This window comes from Agrobacterium sp. V1 (assembly GCF_030518355.1).
GTDB lineage: Bacteria > Pseudomonadota > Alphaproteobacteria > Rhizobiales > Rhizobiaceae > Agrobacterium > Agrobacterium cucumeris.
The window spans coordinates 1,978,896-2,001,693 of record NZ_JAULSF010000001.1; the positions used below are offsets into that span (position 1 = coordinate 1,978,896).

Consider the following 22,798-nt stretch of genomic DNA (forward strand, 5'->3'; position numbering starts at 1 on the left):
ACAAGAGTGGAGGATCGGCAAAAATCATTGTGTCTCCCCTTCAATCCGAGGGCAGCAGCTTGCGGAAATAAACCACCCGCTCCGTTTCCTCAAACCCCAGCGCCGTATGCATGCGATGTGAATCGACATTTGCAATATCGGCATCGGAAGCAAGCTCGCTCACGCCCTGACCAACCGCCCAGCGGGTCACTTCGGCCACCAGTGAGGCAGCAATGCCTTGGCCGCGAAATGCCTCCTCGACATAAATTCCCTCAAGAAATGCCACGGGCGAGGTATCGCAACCGTTGACATAGTCCCGCCGCAGGCTGACCTCGGCAAAACCGATGGCCACTCCGGCGGGATCATGGACAATCAATCCAGCCCCGGTTTCGGAGACGTCCTGCAATTCCGCCATATGTTCGGCGGGCGAGGTATCCGGCCACAGGCGATGCCGCAAAAGCGACCAGTCATCTCGATGGTCGGCAGCGTTTCCAACGATGAATTGACCACTCATGTGACAACCCCACAAAACACATCCAGCCCCTCGAGCTTCACGATATCAGCATCGAATAGCGGCGCAAAACCCGGCATCGGCAGGATATCCGTGACACGCATCGTCTTGGGCACGGGAAATTCCACCGGCTCGCGGGTGAGGTTGAAAACAAACAGCAGTTTTTCATCGCCCTTGCTGCGGGTGAAGGCCAGCACATCGAGATTGGTCTTGATGAAGTGTATGTCCCCGTCGCGCAATGCGCCATGGCTTTTACGGAAGGACAAAACCGCACGGTAATGGTTCAGAACCGAGTCCGGCTTGCGCTCCTGCGCATCCACAGCCTGCATGGCATGGACATAGGGCACTGGCAGCCACGGCTTTTCAGCGCTTGAAAACCCGGAATTCGGCTTGCCGGTCTCCCACACCATCGGCGTGCGGCATCCATCGCGCCCCTTGAAGGCCGGCCAGAAACGAATGCCATAGGGGTCGCGCAGATCCTCAAAGGCAAGCTCGGCCTCCGTCAGCCCCAGCTCCTCACCCTGATAGAGACATATGGAACCGCGCAGGCTGGCAAGAACGCAGATGGCGAGCTTCGCCACCCGTGCCTGCTCCTCCACGCTTTCCGAAAAGCGGCTGAGGTGACGCACCACATCATGGTTGGAAAAGGCCCAGCACACCCAACCATCCGTCACCACCTTACCGAAGGTCTCGACCGAACCGCGCAGGTGTTTTGCGCTGAAATCCGGCCCCAGCAGATCAAAAGTGTAGCACATGTTGAGCTTGTCATTGCCGGACGTATAGGAGGCAACCGTCTTCAGCGAGCGCGCCCCGTCGCCCACCTCTCCCACCGTGGCGCGACCCTCATATTCATCGAGCAATGCCCGGAAGCGTTTGAGAAAGGCAACATTTTCCGGCCGCGTCTTGTCGTAGAGATGGTCCTGCATGCCGTAAGGATTGACGTCTGAGGCATCGAGACCAAAGCTCTCCTCGTCGAAAAGCGGCGGGTTGTCGCGCAGCAGCTTGTCATGGAAATAATGATTGACGGTATCGAGCCGGAAACCGTCAACGCCACGATCCAGCCAGAACCGCACGGTTTCCAGAAGCGCGTCCTGAACCTCGGGATTATGGAAATTGAGATCCGGCTGCGAGGCAAGGAAGCTGTGCATGTAATATTGCTTGCGCACGCCGTCCCATTCCCATGCCGGCCCGCCAAACACGGAAAGCCAGTTGGTGGGCGCCGTACCATCAGGCTTGGGGTTGGCCCAGACATACCAGTCGGCCTTGCTGTTCGTCCGGCTCGCCCGGCTGTCCACAAACCATGGATGCTGGTCTGACGTATGTGAAATCACCTGATCGATGATGACCTTCAGCCCAAGCCGATGCGCTTCGGCCATCAGCGCATCGAAATCTGCAAGCGTGCCGAACAACGGATCGACATTGCAATAATCGGAAACATCGTAACCCATATCGGCCATGGGCGAAGTGAAGAACGGCGACAGCCAGATGGCATCAACGCCAAGCGACGCGATATAGGGCAGCCGTTTCGTCACCCCGGCAAGATCGCCATAACCGTCTCCGGTCGTATCCTGAAACGAGCGCGGATAGACCTGATAGATCACCGCTCCCTTCCACCAGTCCGATTGCGCTTGAGGTTTGTGGACCGGGGCATGGGGTAGCGTCATCGGCAATCTCCTGATGTGTCTGGCGGTAGAGTATAAAGCCTGTGCGGCCGCGTAAACCGGAACTTCGCACACGCACAATCGGCCAGAACCGCCCTTGTCAGCGGCGCGCGCTCGTCGTAAGCCGCATGGCTGGATAAAACGGGAGGATGACGGCGTGGGCGGACGGTTTTTATCGATTGGCGAATGCATGGTGGAACTGTCGCAGGCCGGCAACGGTCTGTTGCGCAAGGGTTTCGCCGGAGATACGTTCAATACCGCCTGGTATGCCCGTGCCTGCCTGCCGGAAGACTGGTCCGTCGATTATTTCACGGCGCTCGGCGATGATCCGCTTTCAGAAGACATGCTCGCCTTCATTGCGGAAGCCGGCATTGGCACCGAAAAGATCCGCCGCATTAAGGGCGGCACGCCCGGCCTCTACCTCATCAACCTGAAGGACGGTGAACGCACCTTCAGCTATTGGCGCAATGCCGCCGCCGCAAGACAGCTGGCCGCTGACGCGGATCACCTGCGCCGAACGGTGGAAAGCGCTGACGTCATCTATTTCTCCGGCATCACCCTAGCCATCCTCGCCTCCGCCCATGATGTCGATACGTTTCTGGCCGAGCTTCGCCGCGCCAGGGCGTCGGGCAAGCCGGTGGTTTTCGATCCGAACATCCGCCCGCGCCTCTGGGCGGACAAAGACGTGATGCTCGAGACGATTTCCAACGGTGCGCGCGCCGCAACACTTGTCATGCCGAGCTTTGATGACGAGGCCAGTCATTTCGGCGACACCTCCGTGGAAGCCACCATCGACCGTTACCGCTCCCTTGGCGTCGAAAACATCGTGGTGAAAGACGGCGCAAAGGGTGCGACACTCGATTTCGGCGGCAACCGCACCCATGCCCCGGCGGAAAAGGCCGTGGAGGTGGTGGATACGACGAGCGCCGGCGACAGCTTCAACGGCGCCTTCCTTGCCCGTTATGTAACCGGCAGCTCGCCACAGGAAGCCGCCGCCTTTGCCGCAAGGGCAGCGGCAACCGTCATCGGCCACCACGGCGCGCTGATCAGCCCCGAATTGCTGCCGCTGGTCGGATAGGCCGGCAGGTTGCCCTGAAAAGGGACGATATTGACAGTCATATGGCCTGACATGATCCTGTAACACGCGCGCCGCATATACGGGCGGAAGCCGGGCAATGGGGATTCGCCCGCGCGCAGATGAGCAGGATCAGTGTTTCATGACGAGAATCACGATTGTCACAGATGCCTGGCACCCGCAGGTCAACGGCGTGGTTCGCTCGATCGAGAACACCAATACCGAGCTGGCGCGGCTGGGTGTGGATGTGAACATGGTCACGCCCCAGAGTTTCTACAGCATTCCCTGCCCCACCTATCCGGAAATCCGCCTCTCCGTCGCCGGCTATCGCCGTGTCGCGGCAGAGATCGAAAAAAGCCAGCCCTCCTTCGTGCATATCGCCACCGAAGGGCCGCTGGGGTTCATGGCGCGGCGCTGGTGTGTGAAGAACCACATGCGTTTTTCCACCAGCTATCACACCCGCTTCCCGGAATATGTCGCGGCGCGTTTCCCGATCCCCGAAAGCTGGCTTTATGCTTTCGTGCGCTGGTTCCACAATGGCGGCAACACCTGCATGGTGGCGACCCCAAGCCTCGAGACCGAGCTGGAAGCGCGCGGCGTCAAGAACCTGAAGCGCTGGAGCCGGGGCATCGACGCCGAACTGTTCCATCCGCGCCCGAAAACCACGCTGCCCTTTGATCTGCCAAGGCCGATCTTCATGACCGTCGGCCGTGTGGCGGTGGAGAAGAACCTGCCGGAATTTCTGGAACTCGACCTGCCCGGATCCAAGGTCGTCATCGGCGACGGCCCGGCCCGTCACGAATTGCAGGAAAAATATCCCGGCGTGCTGTTTACCGGCGTCAAGACCGGCGAAGAGCTGGCCGATGCCTATGCGCAGGCCGATGTCTTCGTTTTCCCCTCAAAAACCGACACTTTCGGCAACACCATTCTGGAAGCACTGGCAAGCGGTGTGCCCGTCGCCGCCTTCCCCGTCACCGGGCCGATCGATATCCTTGGCGGCAACCCGGCCGCCGGCGCGCTGGATGATAATCTTCGCAATGCCTGTCTGGCGGCGCTGGATTGTTCGCCGCAGGAGGCCTTGGCGCTTTCAAAAAGCTATAGCTGGGAAAAGGCCTCACGACAGTTCCTCGACAATGTCATCCATGCGGCGGGAAAATCCCTGCCGCTTCTGTCGCGTTCACAGCTTGCCTGAAGGCAAGGGCATCCCCGGTTTTTTTGCACAGGGCCAGTGGACGAAACATGACGGGAATGTCACAAGGCGATCAGGACGCGACTGCCGTTATCTTTAGAACGGGGTCGGGCTGCTGATTGACGTCAGGCGGTTGCCGCGAGATTACGCTGGCCGTCCTATTTCCCGGCGATACTCAGCCGCCCCCTTGAGATGCGCTTCCGGGTAAAGGAAGAAGCTCTTTTTGCTGGGCTGCGCACCAATCATTGATCTTCTCGACAATCTGCATCGGCGCCATCGGCAGCGCGCTGTTGGGGATGACAACCACTGTTCCATGGAAAACCAGCACCAGACTGTCCGGCGGCGTGAGTGCGAGATGATAGCGCGCCCAGCTCAATTGCACGGTGTCCAGTCGCGTGACCTGCTTGAAGCCATCGGGCCCGATTTCGATCTGCGAGTGCGGCGAATACATACGCTCGTGAGCGATATTCCAGTGTGCCAGGACCTCGTAGTAGGATTTCGCCTCCCGTCTCGCGCCCTGCCAGATAATGTACCAGACGACGAGGGCCACAAATGGTGCAGGTGCAAACACCCAATAACCGACCACCGGCCAGACACCCGGGAACCATGGCAGGCTTAGGGAATAGATAAAACCGGCCGCCAGTCCCGCAAATATCGACAGCTTCACTCTTGCCGAGGCAAGATGGCGCGTCCAGGACCTGTCGAGAATCATGCCGTAATTTTCATAGGCCTGATGTTGATAGCCGTGGACATAGTCGGGGACATGTTTCGGGTCGGGCGTGAAGCTTATTGAAATCGTTTCATCGGCCATAGGAGCACGTCATCCAGTCCCTGTGCAGTTTAAACTGCGTAACAGGGTTGCCCTTATAAATCAAAAGACCTTTCGCTGCCGAAACCTCTGGGGATCAACGCCGTGCGGCAAAACCTGCCTTCACCATGCTCCGGTAAGCATTTGCCCGGAAAGCGGTACAGTTCGCGGCTTGCCGTCCTTGTCAGCCACCGAGAGCGATGCAGACATCTGCTTTGGCGATTTGCGGAACCAGCTGGCGGCGACGCTTGCCATATCGCCAAGCATGGCGTGGCTGTGCCAGTCGGCGAAGCGTCTTGCCGTCGCTTCTGCTTCCGAACGGTAGAAGAAATCACCGGATTGTCCGAGATCGTTGATCGATGCCGCCATTGCAGCAAGCGGCCGCTGAAACATCTTCGGCGGCACGGACAGTTCCCGCGCGCCATCTGAAAAAGCCGGCGCCATGAAATCAATCGCCCAGCCGTCAGCCTCGACCCAGCAATGGAAATTCTCGCCAGCGCCCGTCACGTAACCATCATCGCGATGATCCGCAAACAGCAGGACCTTTCCTCCGAGATTATAGGCGGCAAGCCCGCCCTTCGGCACAGCCTTTACCTTGTAATGCTGTTTGAGGATGAAAGCGCCGAAGGTACTGAAATACATCGAGGCCGAGGCGGGATCGGCGTTCTGGCTGATGAGCAGGCTGTTGATGACCCGGTAAATCCGGTGATAGTCGGTCTGCTTGATCAGCATGGTTTTTTACTCTTCAAAACAAGGCGTTGGATGAGCGTCAGCCGCCTGTTTCTTCTCCCCGAGGGGGAGAAGTCCGCGGCAGCGGGATGAGGGGGCGAGGGTCGAGATATGCGGAGAGGTTGCCCCTTCGGGCCACCTTCTCCCCGATGGGGAGAAGAAAGACGCGGCGACCCTTCACGTCAAAATCAACGCCGCTTCTTCGCCTTGTTCTCGAACGGATTGTCCGAGCCGCGATAATGCACGCGGATCGGCACGCCCGGCATGTCGAAATCCTTGCGCAGGCCGTTCACCAGATAACGCGTATAGCTCTCCGGAATGGCTTCCGGGCGGGTGCACGAGATCATGAAGGCCGGCGGGCGGGCCTTGACCTGCGTCATATATTTCAGCTTCAGGCGACGGCCGGAAACGGCCGGCGGCGGATGCTGCGTGGTCTGCCCATCCAGCCAGCGGTTGAGCCTGGCGGTCGAGATACGGCGGTTCCAGACCTTGTCCGTATCGATGATGCTCTGCATCAGCCGGTCGAGGCCATAACCCGTCTGGCCGGAGATCGGCACGGCGCGAATGCCGCGCGCCTGCGGCAGCAGCCGCTCGGTCTTTTCCCGCAGATCGGCCAGATAGGCCTGCGGGTCTTCGACCAGATCCCACTTGTTGAAAGCGAGCACGGCGGCGCGGCCTTCGCGAATGACGAGATCGACCAGTTGCAAATCCTGCTTTTCGAACGGGATGGTGCTGTCGAACACAATCACCACCGTCTCGGCAAAACGGATGGAGCGCAGCGAATCCGCCACAGAGAGCTTTTCCAGCTTCTCCGTCACCTTGGCCTTGCGGCGCATGCCGGCCGTATCGAACATCTTGATGGTGCGGCCGCGCCAGTCCCATTCGACCGAAATACTGTCGCGGGTAATGCCGGCTTCCGGGCCGGTCAGCAGCCGGTCTTCGCCGAGGAAACGGTTGATGAGCGTCGACTTGCCCGCATTCGGTCGGCCGATAATGGCGACGCGCAGCGGCTTGGTCTCGTCATAGACGGGCTCTTCGTCTTCCTCTTCCTCGCTGCCGGGCTCAGTGCGCGGCAGAACGATATCCGTCTCCGCCTCGTCCACTTCAGGCGGGAAGGCGGCGTCTTCGCCGATCGCCGCAACGATGGCGTCGCGCAGGTCGATCATGCCCTGACCGTGTTCGGCCGAGATCGGGCAAGGCTCGCCAAGACCGAGCGTGAAGGCATCGTAGAAACCGGCGTCAGAACCGCGCGCTTCGGACTTGTTGGCCACCAGCACCACAGGCTTGCCCCGACGGCGCAGCATTTCGCCCAGCGTCTCGTCGGCGGGCGTCAGCCCGGCCTTGGCGTCAACCACGAACAGCGTCACATCGGCTTCATCGATCGCCGCTTCCGTCTGCGCCCACATGCGGCCCTGAAGCGTTTCCGGCCCGGATTGCTCCAGACCGGCGGTATCGATGATGGTGAAACGCAGATCGACAAGCTTCGCGTCGCCGGGGCGGCGGTCGCGGGTCACGCCTGGCGTATCGTCCACCAGCGCCAGCTTCTTTCCGACCAGACGGTTGAAAAGCGTGGACTTGCCGACATTGGGGCGCCCGACTATGGCGACGGTGAAGCTCATTGTTGTCTGTTCCTTAGAGCAAGTCTGCCCAAAACGTTACCTGTTTTGGGCAAAAGACATGCGTAAAATAATCAGTTGGATCGCTTTGGCAATGCGAAGAAATGCCGGGCGATGGCTCGGGATAAGCGGCTTTAAGCAGCTTTGCCCGAAGCGGTGATATTGTCGAGCATGATCTGTGCACGGCTCGTCACGTTGCGCGGTGCCTGCGTGTCGTTGACGATCTGCTCGAACCATTGTTTGGCCTTGACGAAATCGCCGGCCTTGTAGGCGGCAAGTCCGAGAGCCTCTCGGGCCGACGCCCGCATGGTCTGGCCTTCGGCGCTCAAAGGCTCGGCCAGTGCAACCACCTGATCATAGGTGCCGTTGTCCACCAGCAACCAGGCTGCACGCACCTTTGCCGTGTCGCGGAAGACCTGCGGTGCAGATGTGTCGTTGCCAATGGCGGTGAAGGCGGCGATGGCGCCGGCGGCATCACCCTTCTGCGACAGCAGCGTGGCCGAGCGGAACTTTGCCAGCACCGGGTAATTGCCATGACCGGAGGTTTCGAGATCGGCAAAGGCCTTCAGCGCCTCATCCGTCTTGTTTTCGGAAGCAAGCGTCAGCGCCGCAAGGAACTGGTCGCCGGAATTGGAAGCGCGGCTGGTGTTCCAGTATTCGTAAATGCCGGCGCCGGCGGCACCGAGAACCACGAGAACGGCGGCGCCCGCAACCACGATACCGTAACGGCCCCAGAAGCGCGACAGCTGCTCGGAGCGGATCTGCTCGTTCACTTCGCGGATAAAGGTATCATTTTCGTTTGCCATCAAATTCTCCGTTACCCGCGCGGAGATCGTCGCCGATCCATCCGTCCGCGGACATACCAAGCCGCTTACCCGGGCAAGCACAAGCGTTGCCGACCGGGTCATGGTCGGCCTTCTAGCCTATTTTGCCTGATATGTAAGGGGGAAACGTTGATTTCCTACATCGCGATCGGCTGAACGCCGATCAACCATTCGTGCAGTTTCAGGATGAAAGCCCCCCAGAGAACGATGCCGCCGACAATGGCCACCACATCATAACGGCCCGAGACGAAGGGACGGAGCACTTTTTCGCCTGCCCTTTCCCGCCGCTTCAGCGAAATGCGCATCACCACCCCCCAGGCAAGGAAGGATGCAAAAAGCAGGATCGAAGAGGTTTCGCCATTCGCCAGAAGATGGGCGAGCGCCCAGATCTTGACGGAGAGAATGAGCGGATGCTTCGTCTTCACCGCGATGTTGCCAGCCGGGATAAGGCTGGCGATAAGACAGATCATCGCCGGCAGCATCAGCGTCACGGCAAGATGGCTCGTCCAGACCGGCGGATACCACAACATGCCCGTCTCCTGCCGGGCTTCCCCAAACGCATAGATGACGAGACCGAGCGTGATGAGGCTGGCGACGGAATAAAGCCCCTTGAAAGGACCTTCACCCAGCTTCGCGATCATTCGCGCGCGAAATTGCGGCGCAAATACCTTCAAAAGATGCGTCAGGAAAAACAAGGCAAGACAGAGTACGAGAAAAAGCATGGAACACGGTCCCCCGGTGGATCGGAACGCGGCCCTATCACCGCGAGGCAGAACAGGAATTAGGCTGAAAGACGTAAAAAAGCCAGACTATTCAAAGCTTCGCCTTATTCCACCCGCAAAAGGCCACGGTGTATCATATGACGGATGACTGATGTTTCGCCCATTTGCCGCTTTTTCCCTGTCGCTTCTCACCGCCCTGCCCGCTTTTGCCGAAAATACGGAAAAGCCGAAGCAGCTTGTCATCGTGTCCTTTGACGGTGCGGGCGACAATACACTGTGGGAAAGAAGCCGCGCGACGGCGAAGGAAGTCGGCGCGCATTTCACCTATTTTCTCGCCTGCACGCTGGTCATGGACCGCAAGACCAGCGCCAAGACCTATCAGGGTCCGGGCCAGAAGGCCGGTCGCTCCAATGTCGGTTTCGGTCAGTCGCCGGAAGAGGTGGAGACGCGGCTCAGAAACATCTGGGCCGCCTATCGTGAAGGTAACGAGATCGGCAACCACACCTGCGGCCACTTCGATGGAGGCCAATGGACCGCCGAACAATGGGATGGCGAATTCACCACCTTCACCAGCACGCTGGAAAATGTCTGGCAGATGATCGGCAAGAAGGGCGAGGAGCCCGAAGGCTGGCGCAACATGGTGAAGAACATCAACGGTTTCCGCGCGCCCTATCTGTCGCAGGGACCGGCACTGACCACCGCCCAGAAAAAACACGGCTTCGTTTACGATGCCACCAGCATCACCAAGGGGCCGGAATGGCCGGCGGAGCGCGACGGTATCGAGCATTTCGGCCTGCCGCTCATTCCCGAAGGGCCGGGCAACCGCCCCATCATCGCCATGGACTACAATCTCTTCATCCGTCATTCCATCGGCGTCGAGACGCCGGATCGCGCCAGGGAATTTGAAGACCGCGCCTATACGGCCTTCCGCAACGCTTTCGACAGACAATACAATGGCGAGCGCATTCCGCTGCAGATGGGCTTTCATTTCGTGAAGATGAATGGCGGCGCCTATTGGAACGCTTATGAGCGCCTGCTGCGCGAAGTCTGCCGGAAAGATGATGTCGCCTGCGTGAGTTATGCTGAGGCCATGCCGATGATCGAGGCGCGGAAGAAGCAGAAAACCGAGGGCTGAAACCTCCTGGAACCCGACAAAAAAAGGCGGCCATCCAGCCGCCTTTTTTTGTTTGCCTCAGGGCCGATTGGCCTCCATCGGACCACCCTCTGCCTCGCGCTGCAGATAGCGCTGGTCGATATCGGGCAGCGGCTGATCGTCGATCGCGGACTCGAAGGCCACCAGACGCTTGCGGATCGACAGAAGCTCGATGATCGTCGACCAGGAGCTCACCAGATACTGGAAACTGTCGCTTACCTGCCCAAAGGCGGTGGCGATCTGCTGCCAGATACCCATCGTGATCTTGGCTGCCACGATGGTCGGGATCAACATGAAGGTTAGAATGAGAGCATCAAGCTGGCCGAATGTGTAGCGGGCAACGTTGAAATAGAGATAGTGCCAATACATGCGGAAATAATTCTTGCGCACATTGGCAAAAAGCTCCCGCATGGTCGGCGGCTGAGCACGGTCCTCATGGTCTTCGCCATAGACCAGTTCCTTGCGGAATGCCGCCTCGACACGCTGGTTGCGGAACTGCAGTCCCGGCAGCTTGATACCGACAACGGCAAGCAGCACCGTTCCGAAAACGGACCACAACAAAGCCAGCCAGAACAGCGAATGCGGAATGGCGCCAAGGAAGGGCAGCTCCGTCACGTGCGCCGACATCTGGAACAGCAGCGGCAGGAACACCACCAGCGTCATGACCGAGTTGATGAGCACGACACCAAGTCCCTCGACGATGGACGCAAATCGCATCGTATCTTCCTGCACACGCTGCGAGGCACCTTCGATGTGGCGTAGCTTATCCCACTTCGACAGGTAGAAATCATTCATGGCCGTGCGCCACCGGAACACGTAGTGGCTGGTGAAAAAAGCAGTGATGACGTTCATCGCAACGCCGACCATGCCGATTTCAAGAAAACGCAGCTGAAGTGAATAGAACTGGTCTGCAGTAATGCCGGGCTGCTTTTCGAGCGCTCGCTGGAAAAGGTCGAAGAAAGGACCACGCCAGTTATTGATCGCAACCGAAACCTGCACCGCAAAATAGGCGATGAAAATGATGAACGCCGAACCCCAGATCGACCAGTTCGTCCAGGGATGGTCTCTGGCGATCAATTGCCAGGCAACGCCGAAGATACCGACGAAGATCGTGAAATAAAGATAGAACCAGACATTATCTCGCGAAAAGAAAAAGGCGACACCGAGAGGTGCGCTTTCTCCGGGAGCAAGGGGCGGCATGCCGAGGGCGGCGCCCATTTGCGGACCGACGCTGTACCAGACAAGAATACAGACAACAGTCCACAGCGCAGCGGAGGTGAAGAACAATTTCGGCTTGGGAAAGAAGGAATGAAACACGTTTTCGAACTCACGCGCGTTTGAAATCAGCCATTATTGGCGAAGCACTAGATGGCCCGAACCTAGGGCAGAAATTTGTGCACAGCAACGGAGAAGCGCGGACCTTAACAAGATGTAAGGCGAAGCTGGCGAAACGAGCCGCGATGGAACACCGCAGAAAGACGGGGAGAGACCGCCCGCTGCCTAACGCCGCCGCTCGGTAGCAAGCACCGGCAGCATCAGGAGAATGCTGACGACGAGCACGGCGGAAGCGAGAATGCTGGGTGCGGTAAAACTGCCCGTCACCTCGGCAATCCAGCCGGCGGCCAGCGGCCCGACGATCTGGCCCGTTCCGAAGGCGGCCGTCATCAGCGCAAAGGCGCGGCGCGGGCTTGGACCGGCAAATTCCCGGCCGAGCTGCAGGCCATAGGCGGTGATGACCATGAAGGTCAGCCCCAGAAGCAGACCGCCCGCGAGAACACCAGGCACTGGCGGCAGCATCACGGAAGCGAAGACGCCGATGGCTTCGACGGCGAGAACGATCACGAAAGCGCGTTTCAATCCCTGCGACTTCAGCACCGGTTTCCACAGGAACAGTGAAATGGCGGCGGCGCAGCCGGTGATGAACCAGGCCAGAAACTCCACGAAGGCACCGGCAGCAGCCATGCGCGCAATCGCCACGATGAAGGTCGCGGTGATGACATAACCAAACCCGAAAAGCCCGTAGGCAAGCGTCGTCAGGACGAGCGGCCGCGTCCATTGGAGTGGCGGCTCGGCCACTGAGGACGCATGCCGCGGCGGGCCTGCGGGCAGCACCCGCCAGACAAGAAGGAAGGTCAGGAAGGAAAAGACGGCACCGGCGATCCACTCCTCCCGCCAGGAGGCGCCACCGCCATCAAAAACCACGCCGATCAGATAGACCGCAAGCGAGGAGATGGCGATACCCGCGCCAACCCCGCCATAATGCAGCGCCTGAATATGATCCTTGCCGGCCTTCATGGCATGGCCGATGACGATCTGCGACGTGAAGATCATGGTCAGCGCGCTGGCGACACCGGCCAGAAACCGGATGACGGTGAAGGCCGCGACGGAATTGAAAGCCGCCATGGCCAGCAGCAGCGCGGCGGTGGAAAACAGCCCGCCAAGTGCTACAAGCCGCTCCCTCCCCGAACCCCAGGAATAGGCCGAAAGTACCGCACCCGCCAGATAACCGGCAAAATTGCCCGCCGCCACGATGCCAGCATCCCCAGCCGAAAGCGGCACATCCGCCATCATGCCAGGGAGAATGGGGGTGAAGGAAAAGCGGCCGAAACCCATGGCGGACGCCATCATCAGAGCCCCGGCGAAACCGAGTGCAGTCAGATGTCTGGCGGAAAGTGGCTTGTCGGTGATCATGCATGGCTTATCGCAATCGGGCGAATAAGCGACAAGCGAGTTATTTTGATCGGCGTCATAAGCCGCCTTTATCGGTCACGCGGCGCGCATCCGATATGTTCCGAAGGTGCCGCGAGTTTCTTCTCCCCGCCGGGGAGAAGGTGGCCCGAAGGGTCGGATGAGGGGGCAAGCTCTCCGTATATCTCGACCCTTACCCCCTCATCCCGCTGCCGCGGACTTCTCCCCCTCGGGGAGAAGAAACAAGGGGCACCCGCTCGCCCCACTCAGGGGCGAGAACGAGAAGATAGACGTTTGTAATTTGCCCTTGATGAACGGAACTCAGCCCCACCCGTCACTCAACCAGCGTCAGCACCAGCGGCCCGTTTTTCGTCGCCACCACCGTATGCTCATATTGCACCGTCGGCGCGCTCGGATCGCTATAGAGCGTCCATGGATCATCGTCGCCGTCTTCGGCCCAATAGGCGCCCGTCGAAAGAAACGGCTCGACGGTGAACACCATGCCTTCCTGCATGATGCGGCGCTCGCCCTTGTCGGGCCAGGTCGCCAGCTCCTTCGGCTCCTCATGCAGGGAACGGCCGATGCCGTGGCTGGCAAGGTTGGTGATCAGCGTATAGCGGTTCTTTTTGGCAAAAGCGCCGATGGCATTGCCGATATCGGCAAAGGGCCGGCCGGTTTTCACCTGCTGCAGGCCCGTCCACATGGCGCGCTTGCCATCACGGCACAGGCGTTCGATATCCTTCTTCACCGGTGGCACGGCGAAAGACGAACCCGTATCACCGAAAAAGCCGTTCTTCACCGCCGAGACATCGATATTGACGAGATCACCTGCCTTGATGATGCGCGGCCCCGGAATACCGTGGGCCACTTCCTCGTTGACGCTGATGCAGGTCGCGCCGGGAAACTTGTAGCAGAATTCCGGCGCCGATTGCGCACCATTATCCTCCAGCACCTTGCGGCCGATAGCATCCAGTTCGGCCGTGGTGATGCCGGGTTCCAGCGCGTCCGCCATGGTCTGCATGGCAACGGCGCACAAACGGCCGATATCCTTCAGCAGATCAAGTTCTTCTTCGGTGGAAATGACCATGTCTCTGTCCGTCGTTCTATTTGGCGGGTCTGAAAACGCCCGCCTTGGTAATCATCAGGCCGTGGCTTTCACCGGATCGGCACTCCCCGTCAATTCTTTTCTGACAACAGGGGCGACTTTCGTACCATAAAGCTCGATGCCGCGCATGATCTGATCATGCGGCATCAGGCCAATCGCCATCTGCAGCAGGAAGCGGTCATTCCTGAACACGCCATGCGCCTTGATGATCTTTTCCGCCACCAGTTCCGGCTCACCGAGGAAAAGATTGCCCTCCGGCCCGCGTGCCGCATCGAAATGCGCGCGGTTCGTCGGCCCCCAGCCGCGCTCGCGGCCGATGCGATTCATCACCTCCGCCTGCGGGCCGTAAAACTGGTCCGCCGCTTTGTCGGTGGTGTCGGCAATGAAGCCATGCACATTGATGCTGGTGCGCAGCTTGGTTTTCTCCTGCCCCGCCCGGCGTGCCGCCTCGTGGTAGAGATCGAACAGCGGCGCGAAACGGCGATATTCGCCGCCGATAATGGCAAGCGCCACCGGCAGGCCCATGGCACCGGCCCGCGCCACCGATTGCGGCGTGCCGCCCACCGCGATCCATACCGGCAGACGTTCCTGCAGCGGGCGCGGATAGACGCCGCGCCCGTTGATGGCCGGATGTTTGGTACCGGACCAGGTGACGATTTCCTGTTCGCGCAGCGCCAACAGCAGATCGAGCTTTTCGGCGAAGAGCACGTCATAATCCTCGAGATCGTAACCGAACAGCGGGTAGGATTCGATGAAGGAGCCGCGCCCGGCCATGATTTCGGCGCGACCGTTCGACAGGAGATCGACGGTCGAAAATTGCTGGAACACCCGCACCGGATCATCCGAACTCAATACCGAGACGGCGCTGGTAAGACGGATGTTCCTGGTTTTGACAGCCGCAGCCGCAAGCACGGTGGAGGGCGAGGAAGCGACATAATCCGGACGGTGGTGCTCGCCCAGCCCGAAAACATCGAGCCCGACCTGATCGGCAAGCTCGATTTCCTCGAGAAGATCCTTCAGCCGGCGCGCGCCTTCCGGCCCGCGGCCATCGGCGGGGTTGGGATTGACATCCGCGAATGTGTAAAGACCGAGTTCCATAAACGATACCTCTGTTTGCTTGCCTCAGAGATAGGGACGCACAGCCCCCCAGACAAACGCAAAATCTGGAAGCTTAGCTTCGAAAAAATGGATAGGCGCAGCCGGATTCGCCACCGCGTCACCCTTGCCTGAAATGGCCCGCGCAATGACGCCCGAAATGGCGATTGCCAGCCCGCCCCCTTTGGGCATAACCTGCTTAAACATGTGCGAAGTAATGCAAAAAGGGGAAAGCATGCATCGGACAGTTATCGTGACAGGCTCCACAAGCGGTATCGGCCTTGCCATCGCCCAGAGATTTGCGAGGGAAGGCGCCAATATCGTGCTGAACGGTTTCGGCGACGAGGACGAGATTGAAAAACTCCGCCTTTTGCTGGAAGCCGAAAGCGGCGGGCGCGTGCTTTATCACCCGGCCGATATGACGAAACCGGACGAGATCGCCGACCTTATCAATTCCTCCCATGAAAAACTCGGCTCGGTGGATGTGCTCATCAACAATGCCGGTATCCAGCACATCGCGCCGATCGAGGACTTCCCGACGGAAAAATGGGACTGGATCATCGCCATCAATCTGACCAGTTCCTTCCATACCATGCGTGCCGCGATACCGCTGATGAAGAAGGCCGGCAAAGGCCGCATCATCAATATTTCCTCGGCCCATGGCCTCGTCGCCTCGCCGTTCAAATCGGCCTATGTGGCGGCCAAACACGGCATCATGGGCCTGACGAAGACAGCGGCGCTGGAACTTGCGCAGACCGGCGTCACCGTCAACGCCATCTGTCCCGGTTACGTGCTGACGCCGCTGGTCGAAAAGCAGATACCGGAAATGGCCAAGATGCGCGGCATCAGCGAAGAGGCGGTGAAGAAGGACGTGATGCTGGAATTGCAGGCGACCAAGCAATTCGTCACCGTCGATGACGTGGCGGCGGCTGCCCTGTTTCTGGCAAGTGACGCCGCAAGCAATATCACCGGCACGCATATCTCCGTCGATGGCGGCTGGACGGCGCAATAATTGCCGGATTTTCTTTCCGTTATGGAAACAATGAATTGCCAAAACGGAAATCGATATGCACGCGCGGTCGTGCATAGATGCATCGGGACAATGACAAGAAACCGGCTCGGCAGCCGGACAAAAAGCAGGGCATTGCATGAAAGACGCGATCAGCTTCATCCTCAACAGCGAAACCATCTCGCTCAGGGATTTCGGACCGACGGACACGCTTCTCGATTACCTCCGCATCAGCAAGCGGTTGACCGGGACCAAGGAAGGTTGTGCGGAAGGCGACTGCGGTGCCTGCACGGTGCTGGTCGGGCGGCTGCTGGATGGTTCGCTGCGTTATGAAAGCGTCAATGCCTGTATCCGTTTTCTGGGCTCGCTGCACGGCACCCACATCGTCACGGTGGAGCATCTGGCCGCGCGCGATGGCACGCTGCACCCGGTGCAGCAGGCCATGGTGGATTTCCACGGGTCGCAATGCGGCTTCTGTACGCCGGGCTTCATCATGTCGCTTTACGGCCTCTGGCTGACCAGCGAAAAACCCGGCCGCGCCGATATTGAAAAGGCGCTGCAAGGCAATCTCTGTCGATGCACGGGTTACGAGCCGATCGTGAAGGCCGCCGAAAAAATCGCCGCGGCCCGCCCGAGTGCGCTCTTCGATCCGCTGCAACGGGACCGCACCGACATCATGGCACGGCTCTGGGTGATCCGCGAAAACGAGACGATCACCGTCGTCAGAGGCGAGGATCGCACCATCATTCCGGCGACGCTGTCTGATTTGACCGAGATTTACGCTGCTGAACCAAAGGCCACCATCGTCGCCGGTTCCACCGATGTCGGCCTGTGGGTGACGAAGCAGATGCGGGCGCTGAACCCCGTCATCTTCATAAACAATCTCGGAGACCTGCAAACCATCACCGTGGATGAAAATGGCATCACGCTGGGTGCCGGCGTCACCTACAGCCAGGCCTTCAAGACCATTGCAGACCATTTCCCACCGCTTGCCCGGCTGTTCAACCGCCTCGGTGGCGAGCAGGTGCGCAATATGGGAACCATCGGCGGCAACATCGCCAACGGCTCGCCCATCGGCGACACGCCACCGGCGCTGATCGCGCTTGGCGCTACGCTCACCCTGCGCTCGTCTTCCGGCGGCCGCACCGTGCCGCTTGAAAGCTATTTCATCGATTACGGCAAACAGGACCGGCTGAGCGGCGAATTCGTCGAAAAGCTTTTCATTCCGTTCCAGAAGCCGGAAAGCCACTACGCCGTCTACAAGATTTCCAAACGGCGCGACGAGGATATTTCCGCCCTCTGCGCCGCCTTCAATCTGACGCTCGACGCTGACGGCACCATCGAGGACATCCGCATCGCCTTTGGCGGCATGGCCGGCACGCCGAAACGCGCCGCTCATCTGGAGGCAGCTCTTCTCGGCAAGGCGTGGTCGCAGGATACCATCGACGCAGCACGCGATGTGCTGGACGAGGATTTCACCCCGCTGACCGACTGGCGCGCCACCGCCGAATATCGCCAATTGACGGCCAAGAACCTGCTGACGCGGTTTTTCCTCGAGACTTCGGGCGAGAAGCAGGAACTCGCGCGCTTCACGCTGGAGGAGGCTTGAACCATGGACACCACAAGCTTCGACAAGACCAAGACCGAAATCGACGGCCCCATCCACAGGTCGCTCCGGCACGACTCCGCCCACAAGCACGTGACGGGCAGCGCCGAATATATCGATGATATCCCGGAGCCCGCCGGCCTCGTTCACGGCGCACTCGGCCTTTCCGACCGGGCACATGCCGAAATCGTCTCCATGGACCTTTCGGAAGTGGAGGCCACACCGGGCGTGCTCTGGGTCATGGTTGGCAAGGACGTGCCCGGCGAAAACGATGTCTCGTCAGGCGGTCGCCACGACGAACCTTTGCTGGCCGAGACAAAGGTCGAATTCCACGGCCAGCCGATCTTCGCGGTCTTTGCCGAAACCCGCGATATCGCCAGAAAGGCGGCCCGCAAGGCAAAGATCACCTATAAGGACCTGCCGCATTTCACCGATATCGATACGGCGATTGAAAATGGCGGCGCGCTCGTCATCGATCCGATGACGCTGAAACGCGGCGATGCGAAGATCGAAATGGATGTCGCACCGCGTCGTCTCACCGGCACGATGCGGATCGGCGGGCAGGAGCATTTTTATCTCGAAAGCCACATCGCCATGGCCGTGCCGGGCGAGGATGACGAGGTGACGCTGTGGAGTTCCACCCAGCATCCAAGCGAAATCCAGCACATCGTCAGCCACATACTGCAGGTGCCGTCCAACGCCGTCACGGTGCAGGTGCGCCGCATGGGCGGCGGGTTTGGTGGCAAGGAAACGCAGGGCAACCAGTTCGCAGCCCTTTGCGCGATCGCCGCCAAGAAGCTGAACCGGGCCGTGAAAATCCGCCCGGACCGCGACGAGGACATGAGCGCCACCGGCAAGCGCCATGATTTCCGCGTCGATTACGAATTGGGCTTCGATGAAGAAGGCCGCATCCACGCCGTCGACGCCACCTATGCCGCCCGCTGCGGTTTTTCCTCCGATCTGTCCGGCCCGGTCACGGATCGCGCGCTGTTTCATGCGGATTCCAGCTATTTCTACCCGCATGTGCATCTCACCTCGCGGCCGCTGAAAACCCACACCGTCTCCAACACCGCCTTTCGCGGCTTCGGCGGGCCGCAGGGCATGCTGGGGGCGGAACGGTTCATCGAGGAGATCGCCTATGCCGTTGGCAAGGACCCTCTCGATATCCGCAAGCTGAATTTCTACGGCGAGACCGGCTCCGGCCGCACCACGACGCCCTATCATCAGGAAGTCGAAGACAACATCATCGCCCGTGTCGTCGAGGAGCTGGAAACCTCCAGTGACTACCGCGCACGACGTGATGCAATCATCGAGTTCAACAAAACCAGCCCGATCATCCGCAAGGGTATCGCGCTCACCCCTGTCAAATTCGGCATCTCCTTCACCATGACCGCCTTCAATCAGGCGGGCGCGCTGGTGCATATCTATAATGACGGCTCCATTCACCTGAACCATGGCGGCACCGAAATGGGCCAGGGCCTCTACACCAAGGTGGCGCAGGTGGTGGCCGATGCCTTCCAGGTGGATATCGGCCGGGTGAAGATTACTGCCACGACGACGGGCAAGGTGCCTAACACGTCAGCCACCGCCGCCTCCTCCGGCACCGACCTCAACGGCATGGCGGCCTATGACGCCGCCCGCCAGATCCGCGAGCGGCTCGTCAAATTCGCCACTGAGAACTGGAACGTGCCGGAAGAGGAAGTCGTCTTCCTGCCAAACCGGGTGCGCATCGGCCTTGAGGAAATCGCCTTCAACGACTTCATCAAAAAGGCCTATTTCGCCCGCGTGCAGCTTTCCGCCGCCGGCTTTTACAAGACGCCGAAAATCCACTGGGACCGCGCCGCCGGCCGTGGCACGCCGTTTTATTATTTCGCCTATGGCGCGGCCTGCTCGGAAGTATCGATCGATACGCTGACCGGCGAATACCTGATGGAACGCACCGATATCCTCCACGATGTCGGCAAATCGCTGAACCCGGCCATCGATATCGGCCAGATCGAGGGCGCCTTCGTGCAGGGCATGGGCTGGCTGACCACCGAGGAATTGTGGTGGGACGGCAAGGGGCGGCTGCGCACCCACGCGCCTTCCACCTACAAGATCCCGCTCGCCTCCGACCGACCGAAGAGCTTTAACGTCAAGCTGGCGGAATGGGCGGAAAATGCCGAGCCCACCATCGGCCGTTCCAAGGCCGTGGGCGAACCGCCCTTCATGCTGGCGATCTCGGTTCTCGAAGCCCTCTCCATGGCCGTCGCCTCCGTCGCCGATTACAAGGTTTGCCCGCGCCTCGATGCACCGGCGACGCCTGAGCGGGTGCTGATGGCGGTGGAACGGTTGAAGAAGGTTTGAGGGGAAGTTTCCATGAAGCCTCGCCCCCTCATCCGGCGCTGCGCGCCACCTTCTCCCCGGCGGGGAGAAGAAATATGCCGCGCCGTCGCAAATTTCCGCAAAGTTGGTGAGGCAAGCGAAAACATCGCTCCGGGTTTCTTCTCCCCGCCGGGGAGAAGGTGGCCCGAAGGGACGGATGAGGGGGCCAGCGCCAATGCCTGACACCTCCCTCTCCACTTTCCTCACCCGCCCTGCCCCCGCAATCCTCGTGGAAATCGAATCCGTGAAAGGCTCATCCCCACGCGAGGCCGGCACCTTTATGCTGGTCTCAGAGGCTGACCTGTGGGAAACCATCGGCGGCGGGCAGTTCGAATATATGGCGATAGACCACGCCCGCGCCATGCTGCGAACGGGTGCTGCCGAAGACCGCATGGATATTCCTCTAGGGCCGGAAATAGGCCAATGCTGCGGCGGCCGCACCCTCATCCACTTCCGGCGGATAACGGCGGAGATCGCCGCCGGGCTTGAGGCGCGGCTGAAGGGCGAAACCGAACAGCAGCCCGCCGTCATCATTTTTGGCGCAGGTCATGTCGGCAAGGCACTGGCAGATGCCCTGTCGCTGCTACCCCTGACCCTGACGGTGGTGGAAACCCGTGAAAGCGAACTGCGCGATCTTCCCTCAGTGGTGGCGTCCATACTGACCCCCATGCCGGAAGCATTCGTTCCGAAAATCCCGGCAAACGGCGCGGCCATCATTGTCACCCACGATCATGCGCTCGATTTCCTGATTGCGAAGGAAGCGCTTGCCCGCGACGATCTCGCTTATGTCGGCATGATTGGTTCGAAGACCAAACGCGCCACCTTCGCCCATTGGCTGGAACGGGAAGGTGAGCCCCCTTCCCGCCTTGCAAAGCTCACCCTGCCCATCGGCGGCACAAGCGTGAGAGACAAACGCCCCGCCGTCATAGCGGCCCTTGTGGCAGCCGAGTTGCTGCAAGCATTTTCCGCTGCCGAAATCCGTCGCAACGAAAATCGACACGCCCATCCTCAAGACCAAGATCACGCCTGAGCCCATCCGGCAGGCTTTCATCCGCCAGATTGTCCGGTGCAAGGCTTTCAAGGGTAAACCGTTCCGCTGTCCGCAGGCCCGCACGCAGGCGGGACCACGCGCGCAAAAGTGCTGTGCGCATGTTCGTCTCCATTCAAAAATGTCAGAAGCTCAGTTGATGAATTGGGCTAAAAATGCTCTGGTTTCCGGAGAAAAACCAATGAAACCTTTGGCCTTTGGCATAAAGAGAACTTATCCATGAAGATGTCTCGCCAGTTCCCCCTCAATGCCCTGCGCGTCTTCGATGCCGCCGCAAGGCATCTGAGCTTCACCAAGGCCGGCGAAGAGCTGGGCATGACGCAGACGGCGGTGAGCTATCAGGTGAAGTTGCTGGAGGAGAATATTGGCGAGCCGCTTTTCCTGCGCACGGCACGGCAGGTATCGCTGACGGAGGCGGGGGAGAAACTGGCGCCCAAGGTTGCCGACGCCTTCAATACGCTTCGGGAGGCCGTCGACAGTGTGCGCGACACATCGGATGCCACCCTGACCATACATTCCACCGCCACCTTCGCATCACGCTGGCTGTCGCGGCATCTGGGTGCCTTCCAGCTTGAACATCCCTCCATCGCCGTCAGGCTGGAAACATCGGGCGCCCTGATCGATTTCAACCAGTCGGACTGCGATGTCGCCATTCGCTGGAGCCGGGATGACGTGAAGGGATTGACCTATCACCGGCTGCTTCGCGGCGTTTATACGCCGATGCTGCATCCCGATCTTGCGCAAAGCATCGGCGGCTTGAAGCAGCCGGAAGACCTCCTGCGCCTGCGCATCATCGATCCCGGTGATGTGTGGTGGAGCCAATGGTTCCGGGAAGTCGGCATCGAAAACCCAAATCTCGAACGATATCCGCGCAGCCGTCTCAGCGTTCAGGCTTTTGAAGCCGCAGCGGCGATCGCCGGTCAGGGTGTGGCCATGCTCACCCCTGAACTTTACGCCGATGAGATCGCGCTTGGCCGCCTATACCAGCCCTTCGAGCATCTCAGCAGCGAAGGCAAGAACTACTGGCTTGTCTATCCCGAAAACCGCAGGAACATCCGCAAGATCAAACTGTTTCGCGACTGGATATTGAAGCGGATCGAGGAAAGCCGGCCGCCACAGCCCCATCAAAACCCCATGTCAGGCGCATAAAAACAGCGCGGCGTATCCTCATCCGGAAACAGGCAGAGATGATATTCGCCGTCCTCCGACCGTCTTGCCTCGCTCTGCGACCAGTTGAAGACATGGCGTCGCGTCACCATGCGATGATCGCCGGGGGCGAGCGAAACCTCATAACCATCAGGCGTGACACGAACGCTGCGCGTGGGGATCATCTGGCAGTCGCCCGTCTGGGCATCGCCATTGCAGCAGTAGCTTTCATATTTGAACCCCTTGTGGGATTCATGGGCAAGTGCCGTGGCGGTGCACGCCAGAAATAAGAAGAGGACCGTCAGAACAAGGCGCATCGGCATGGTCTCCGTTGAAAACAACGGCGGCTGCCGGAAGGTCATTGCGTCCCTTCATTCAAATTCCACACATCAACACGTACCCGGACACAACGGCACCGGGAACCGCGACACCTGCCCCTGATCTGCCCCCGCCCCAGGGTTCGCAGCACC

The 22,798-nt window shown here is 59.9% G+C and carries 20 protein-coding genes; 8 read left to right on the plus strand and 12 right to left on the minus strand.

Annotation, left to right across the window (positions count from 1 at the left end; all coding sequences use genetic code 11):
• Nucleotides 1-40 precede the first annotated feature (40 nt).
• Together aac(6') and QSV77_RS09670 are read right to left on the minus strand one after the other, a co-directional pair.
• A complete protein-coding gene (gene aac(6'), locus QSV77_RS09665; protein ID WP_302733289.1) occupies nt 41-493 on the minus strand; it encodes an aminoglycoside 6'-N-acetyltransferase in 453 nt (150 codons plus the stop codon).
• Complete coding sequence (locus tag QSV77_RS09670) at nt 490-2,154, minus strand: alpha-glucosidase family protein (protein WP_302733290.1); 1,665 nt, start codon at nt 2,152-2,154, stop codon at nt 490-492. The genes aac(6') and QSV77_RS09670 overlap by 4 nt, the downstream gene beginning before the upstream one ends.
• 154 nt (nt 2,155-2,308) lie before the next feature.
• Between QSV77_RS09670 and QSV77_RS09675 the strand changes: the two genes are divergently transcribed.
• Both QSV77_RS09675 and QSV77_RS09680 read left to right on the plus strand, forming a co-directional pair.
• The gene (locus QSV77_RS09675) at nt 2,309-3,229 is read left to right on the plus strand and encodes a sugar kinase (protein ID WP_302733291.1); all 921 of its coding nucleotides are present in this window, start codon (nt 2,309-2,311) and stop codon (nt 3,227-3,229) included.
• 139 nt (nt 3,230-3,368) lie between these two features.
• Nucleotides 3,369-4,418: a bifunctional monoglucosyl/glucuronosyl diacylglycerol synthase gene (locus QSV77_RS09680; RefSeq protein WP_142840428.1), complete on the plus strand. Its 1,050-nt coding sequence runs from the start codon at nt 3,369-3,371 to the stop codon at nt 4,416-4,418.
• 172 nt (nt 4,419-4,590) lie between these two features.
• On the opposite strand, the gene QSV77_RS09685 is transcribed toward QSV77_RS09680, so the two are convergent.
• From QSV77_RS09685 to QSV77_RS09705, 5 genes are all read right to left on the minus strand, one after another.
• Nucleotides 4,591-5,226 carry a hypothetical protein gene (locus QSV77_RS09685; protein ID WP_161991246.1) on the minus strand — a complete coding sequence of 212 codons (636 nt, stop codon included), beginning with the start codon at nt 5,224-5,226 and terminating at the stop codon, nt 4,591-4,593.
• Between the two features lie 120 nt (nt 5,227-5,346).
• Nucleotides 5,347-5,955, minus strand: coding sequence for a DUF2026 family protein (locus QSV77_RS09690; protein ID WP_302733292.1), 609 nt, complete (start codon nt 5,953-5,955; stop codon nt 5,347-5,349).
• A gap of 185 nt (nt 5,956-6,140) precedes the next feature.
• Nucleotides 6,141-7,571 (minus strand): ribosome biogenesis GTPase Der, encoded by a 1,431-nt coding sequence (gene der, locus QSV77_RS09695; protein ID WP_142840430.1) that lies wholly within the window; start codon nt 7,569-7,571, stop codon nt 6,141-6,143.
• A gap of 131 nt (nt 7,572-7,702) precedes the next feature.
• The gene (locus tag QSV77_RS09700; protein ID WP_052818143.1) at nt 7,703-8,374 is read right to left on the minus strand and encodes a tetratricopeptide repeat protein; all 672 of its coding nucleotides are present in this window, start codon (nt 8,372-8,374) and stop codon (nt 7,703-7,705) included.
• 155 nt (nt 8,375-8,529) lie between these two features.
• Nucleotides 8,530-9,114 carry an NnrU family protein gene (locus QSV77_RS09705; protein ID WP_269701991.1) on the minus strand — a complete coding sequence of 195 codons (585 nt, stop codon included), beginning with the start codon at nt 9,112-9,114 and terminating at the stop codon, nt 8,530-8,532.
• A 151-nt stretch (nt 9,115-9,265) separates the two neighbouring features.
• On the opposite strand from QSV77_RS09705, the gene QSV77_RS09710 reads away from it, so the two are divergent.
• On the plus strand, nt 9,266-10,249 hold the full coding sequence (locus tag QSV77_RS09710) for a polysaccharide deacetylase family protein (RefSeq protein ID WP_302733293.1): 984 nt from the start codon (nt 9,266-9,268) through the stop codon (nt 10,247-10,249).
• Nucleotides 10,250-10,306: 57 nt separating this feature from the next.
• Here QSV77_RS09710 and sbmA read toward each other — a convergent pair whose 3' ends face one another.
• The 4 genes from sbmA to QSV77_RS09730 all read right to left on the minus strand — a co-directional run bounded on the left by sbmA (nt 10,307) and on the right by QSV77_RS09730 (nt 15,158).
• Nucleotides 10,307-11,584: a peptide antibiotic transporter SbmA gene (sbmA, locus tag QSV77_RS09715; protein ID WP_302733294.1), complete on the minus strand. Its 1,278-nt coding sequence runs from the start codon at nt 11,582-11,584 to the stop codon at nt 10,307-10,309.
• A 183-nt stretch (nt 11,585-11,767) separates the two neighbouring features.
• On the minus strand, nt 11,768-12,958 hold the full coding sequence (locus tag QSV77_RS09720; protein WP_302733295.1) for an MFS transporter: 1,191 nt from the start codon (nt 12,956-12,958) through the stop codon (nt 11,768-11,770).
• 331 nt (nt 12,959-13,289) lie between these two features.
• Nucleotides 13,290-14,042, minus strand: a complete 753-nt coding sequence (gene map, locus QSV77_RS09725) for a type I methionyl aminopeptidase (RefSeq protein WP_142840435.1) — start codon at nt 14,040-14,042, stop codon at nt 13,290-13,292.
• A 54-nt stretch (nt 14,043-14,096) separates the two neighbouring features.
• Entirely contained in the window at nt 14,097-15,158 is a 1,062-nt protein-coding gene (locus tag QSV77_RS09730) for an LLM class flavin-dependent oxidoreductase (protein ID WP_302733296.1), read from the minus strand.
• 232 nt (nt 15,159-15,390) lie between these two features.
• On the opposite strand from QSV77_RS09730, the gene QSV77_RS09735 reads away from it, so the two are divergent.
• The 5 genes from QSV77_RS09735 to QSV77_RS09755 all read left to right on the plus strand — a co-directional run bounded on the left by QSV77_RS09735 (nt 15,391) and on the right by QSV77_RS09755 (nt 22,331).
• A complete protein-coding gene (locus tag QSV77_RS09735; RefSeq protein WP_302733297.1) occupies nt 15,391-16,167 on the plus strand; it encodes a 3-hydroxybutyrate dehydrogenase in 777 nt (258 codons plus the stop codon).
• A 136-nt stretch (nt 16,168-16,303) separates the two neighbouring features.
• Nucleotides 16,304-17,773, plus strand: coding sequence for a xanthine dehydrogenase small subunit (gene xdhA, locus QSV77_RS09740; protein WP_302733299.1), 1,470 nt, complete (start codon nt 16,304-16,306; stop codon nt 17,771-17,773).
• A gap of 3 nt (nt 17,774-17,776) precedes the next feature.
• A complete protein-coding gene (gene xdhB, locus QSV77_RS09745; protein ID WP_302733300.1) occupies nt 17,777-20,116 on the plus strand; it encodes a xanthine dehydrogenase molybdopterin binding subunit in 2,340 nt (779 codons plus the stop codon).
• A 193-nt stretch (nt 20,117-20,309) separates the two neighbouring features.
• On the plus strand, nt 20,310-21,164 hold the full coding sequence (gene xdhC / locus QSV77_RS09750) for a xanthine dehydrogenase accessory protein XdhC (protein WP_302733301.1): 855 nt from the start codon (nt 20,310-20,312) through the stop codon (nt 21,162-21,164).
• A 237-nt stretch (nt 21,165-21,401) separates the two neighbouring features.
• Entirely contained in the window at nt 21,402-22,331 is a 930-nt protein-coding gene (locus tag QSV77_RS09755) for a LysR substrate-binding domain-containing protein (protein ID WP_302733302.1), read from the plus strand.
• On the opposite strand, the gene QSV77_RS09760 is transcribed toward QSV77_RS09755, so the two are convergent.
• The gene (locus QSV77_RS09760; protein WP_271362274.1) at nt 22,307-22,645 is read right to left on the minus strand and encodes a hypothetical protein; all 339 of its coding nucleotides are present in this window, start codon (nt 22,643-22,645) and stop codon (nt 22,307-22,309) included. The two genes, QSV77_RS09755 and QSV77_RS09760, sit on opposite strands and share 25 nt — an antisense overlap.
• Nucleotides 22,646-22,798: the final 153 nt, after the last annotated feature.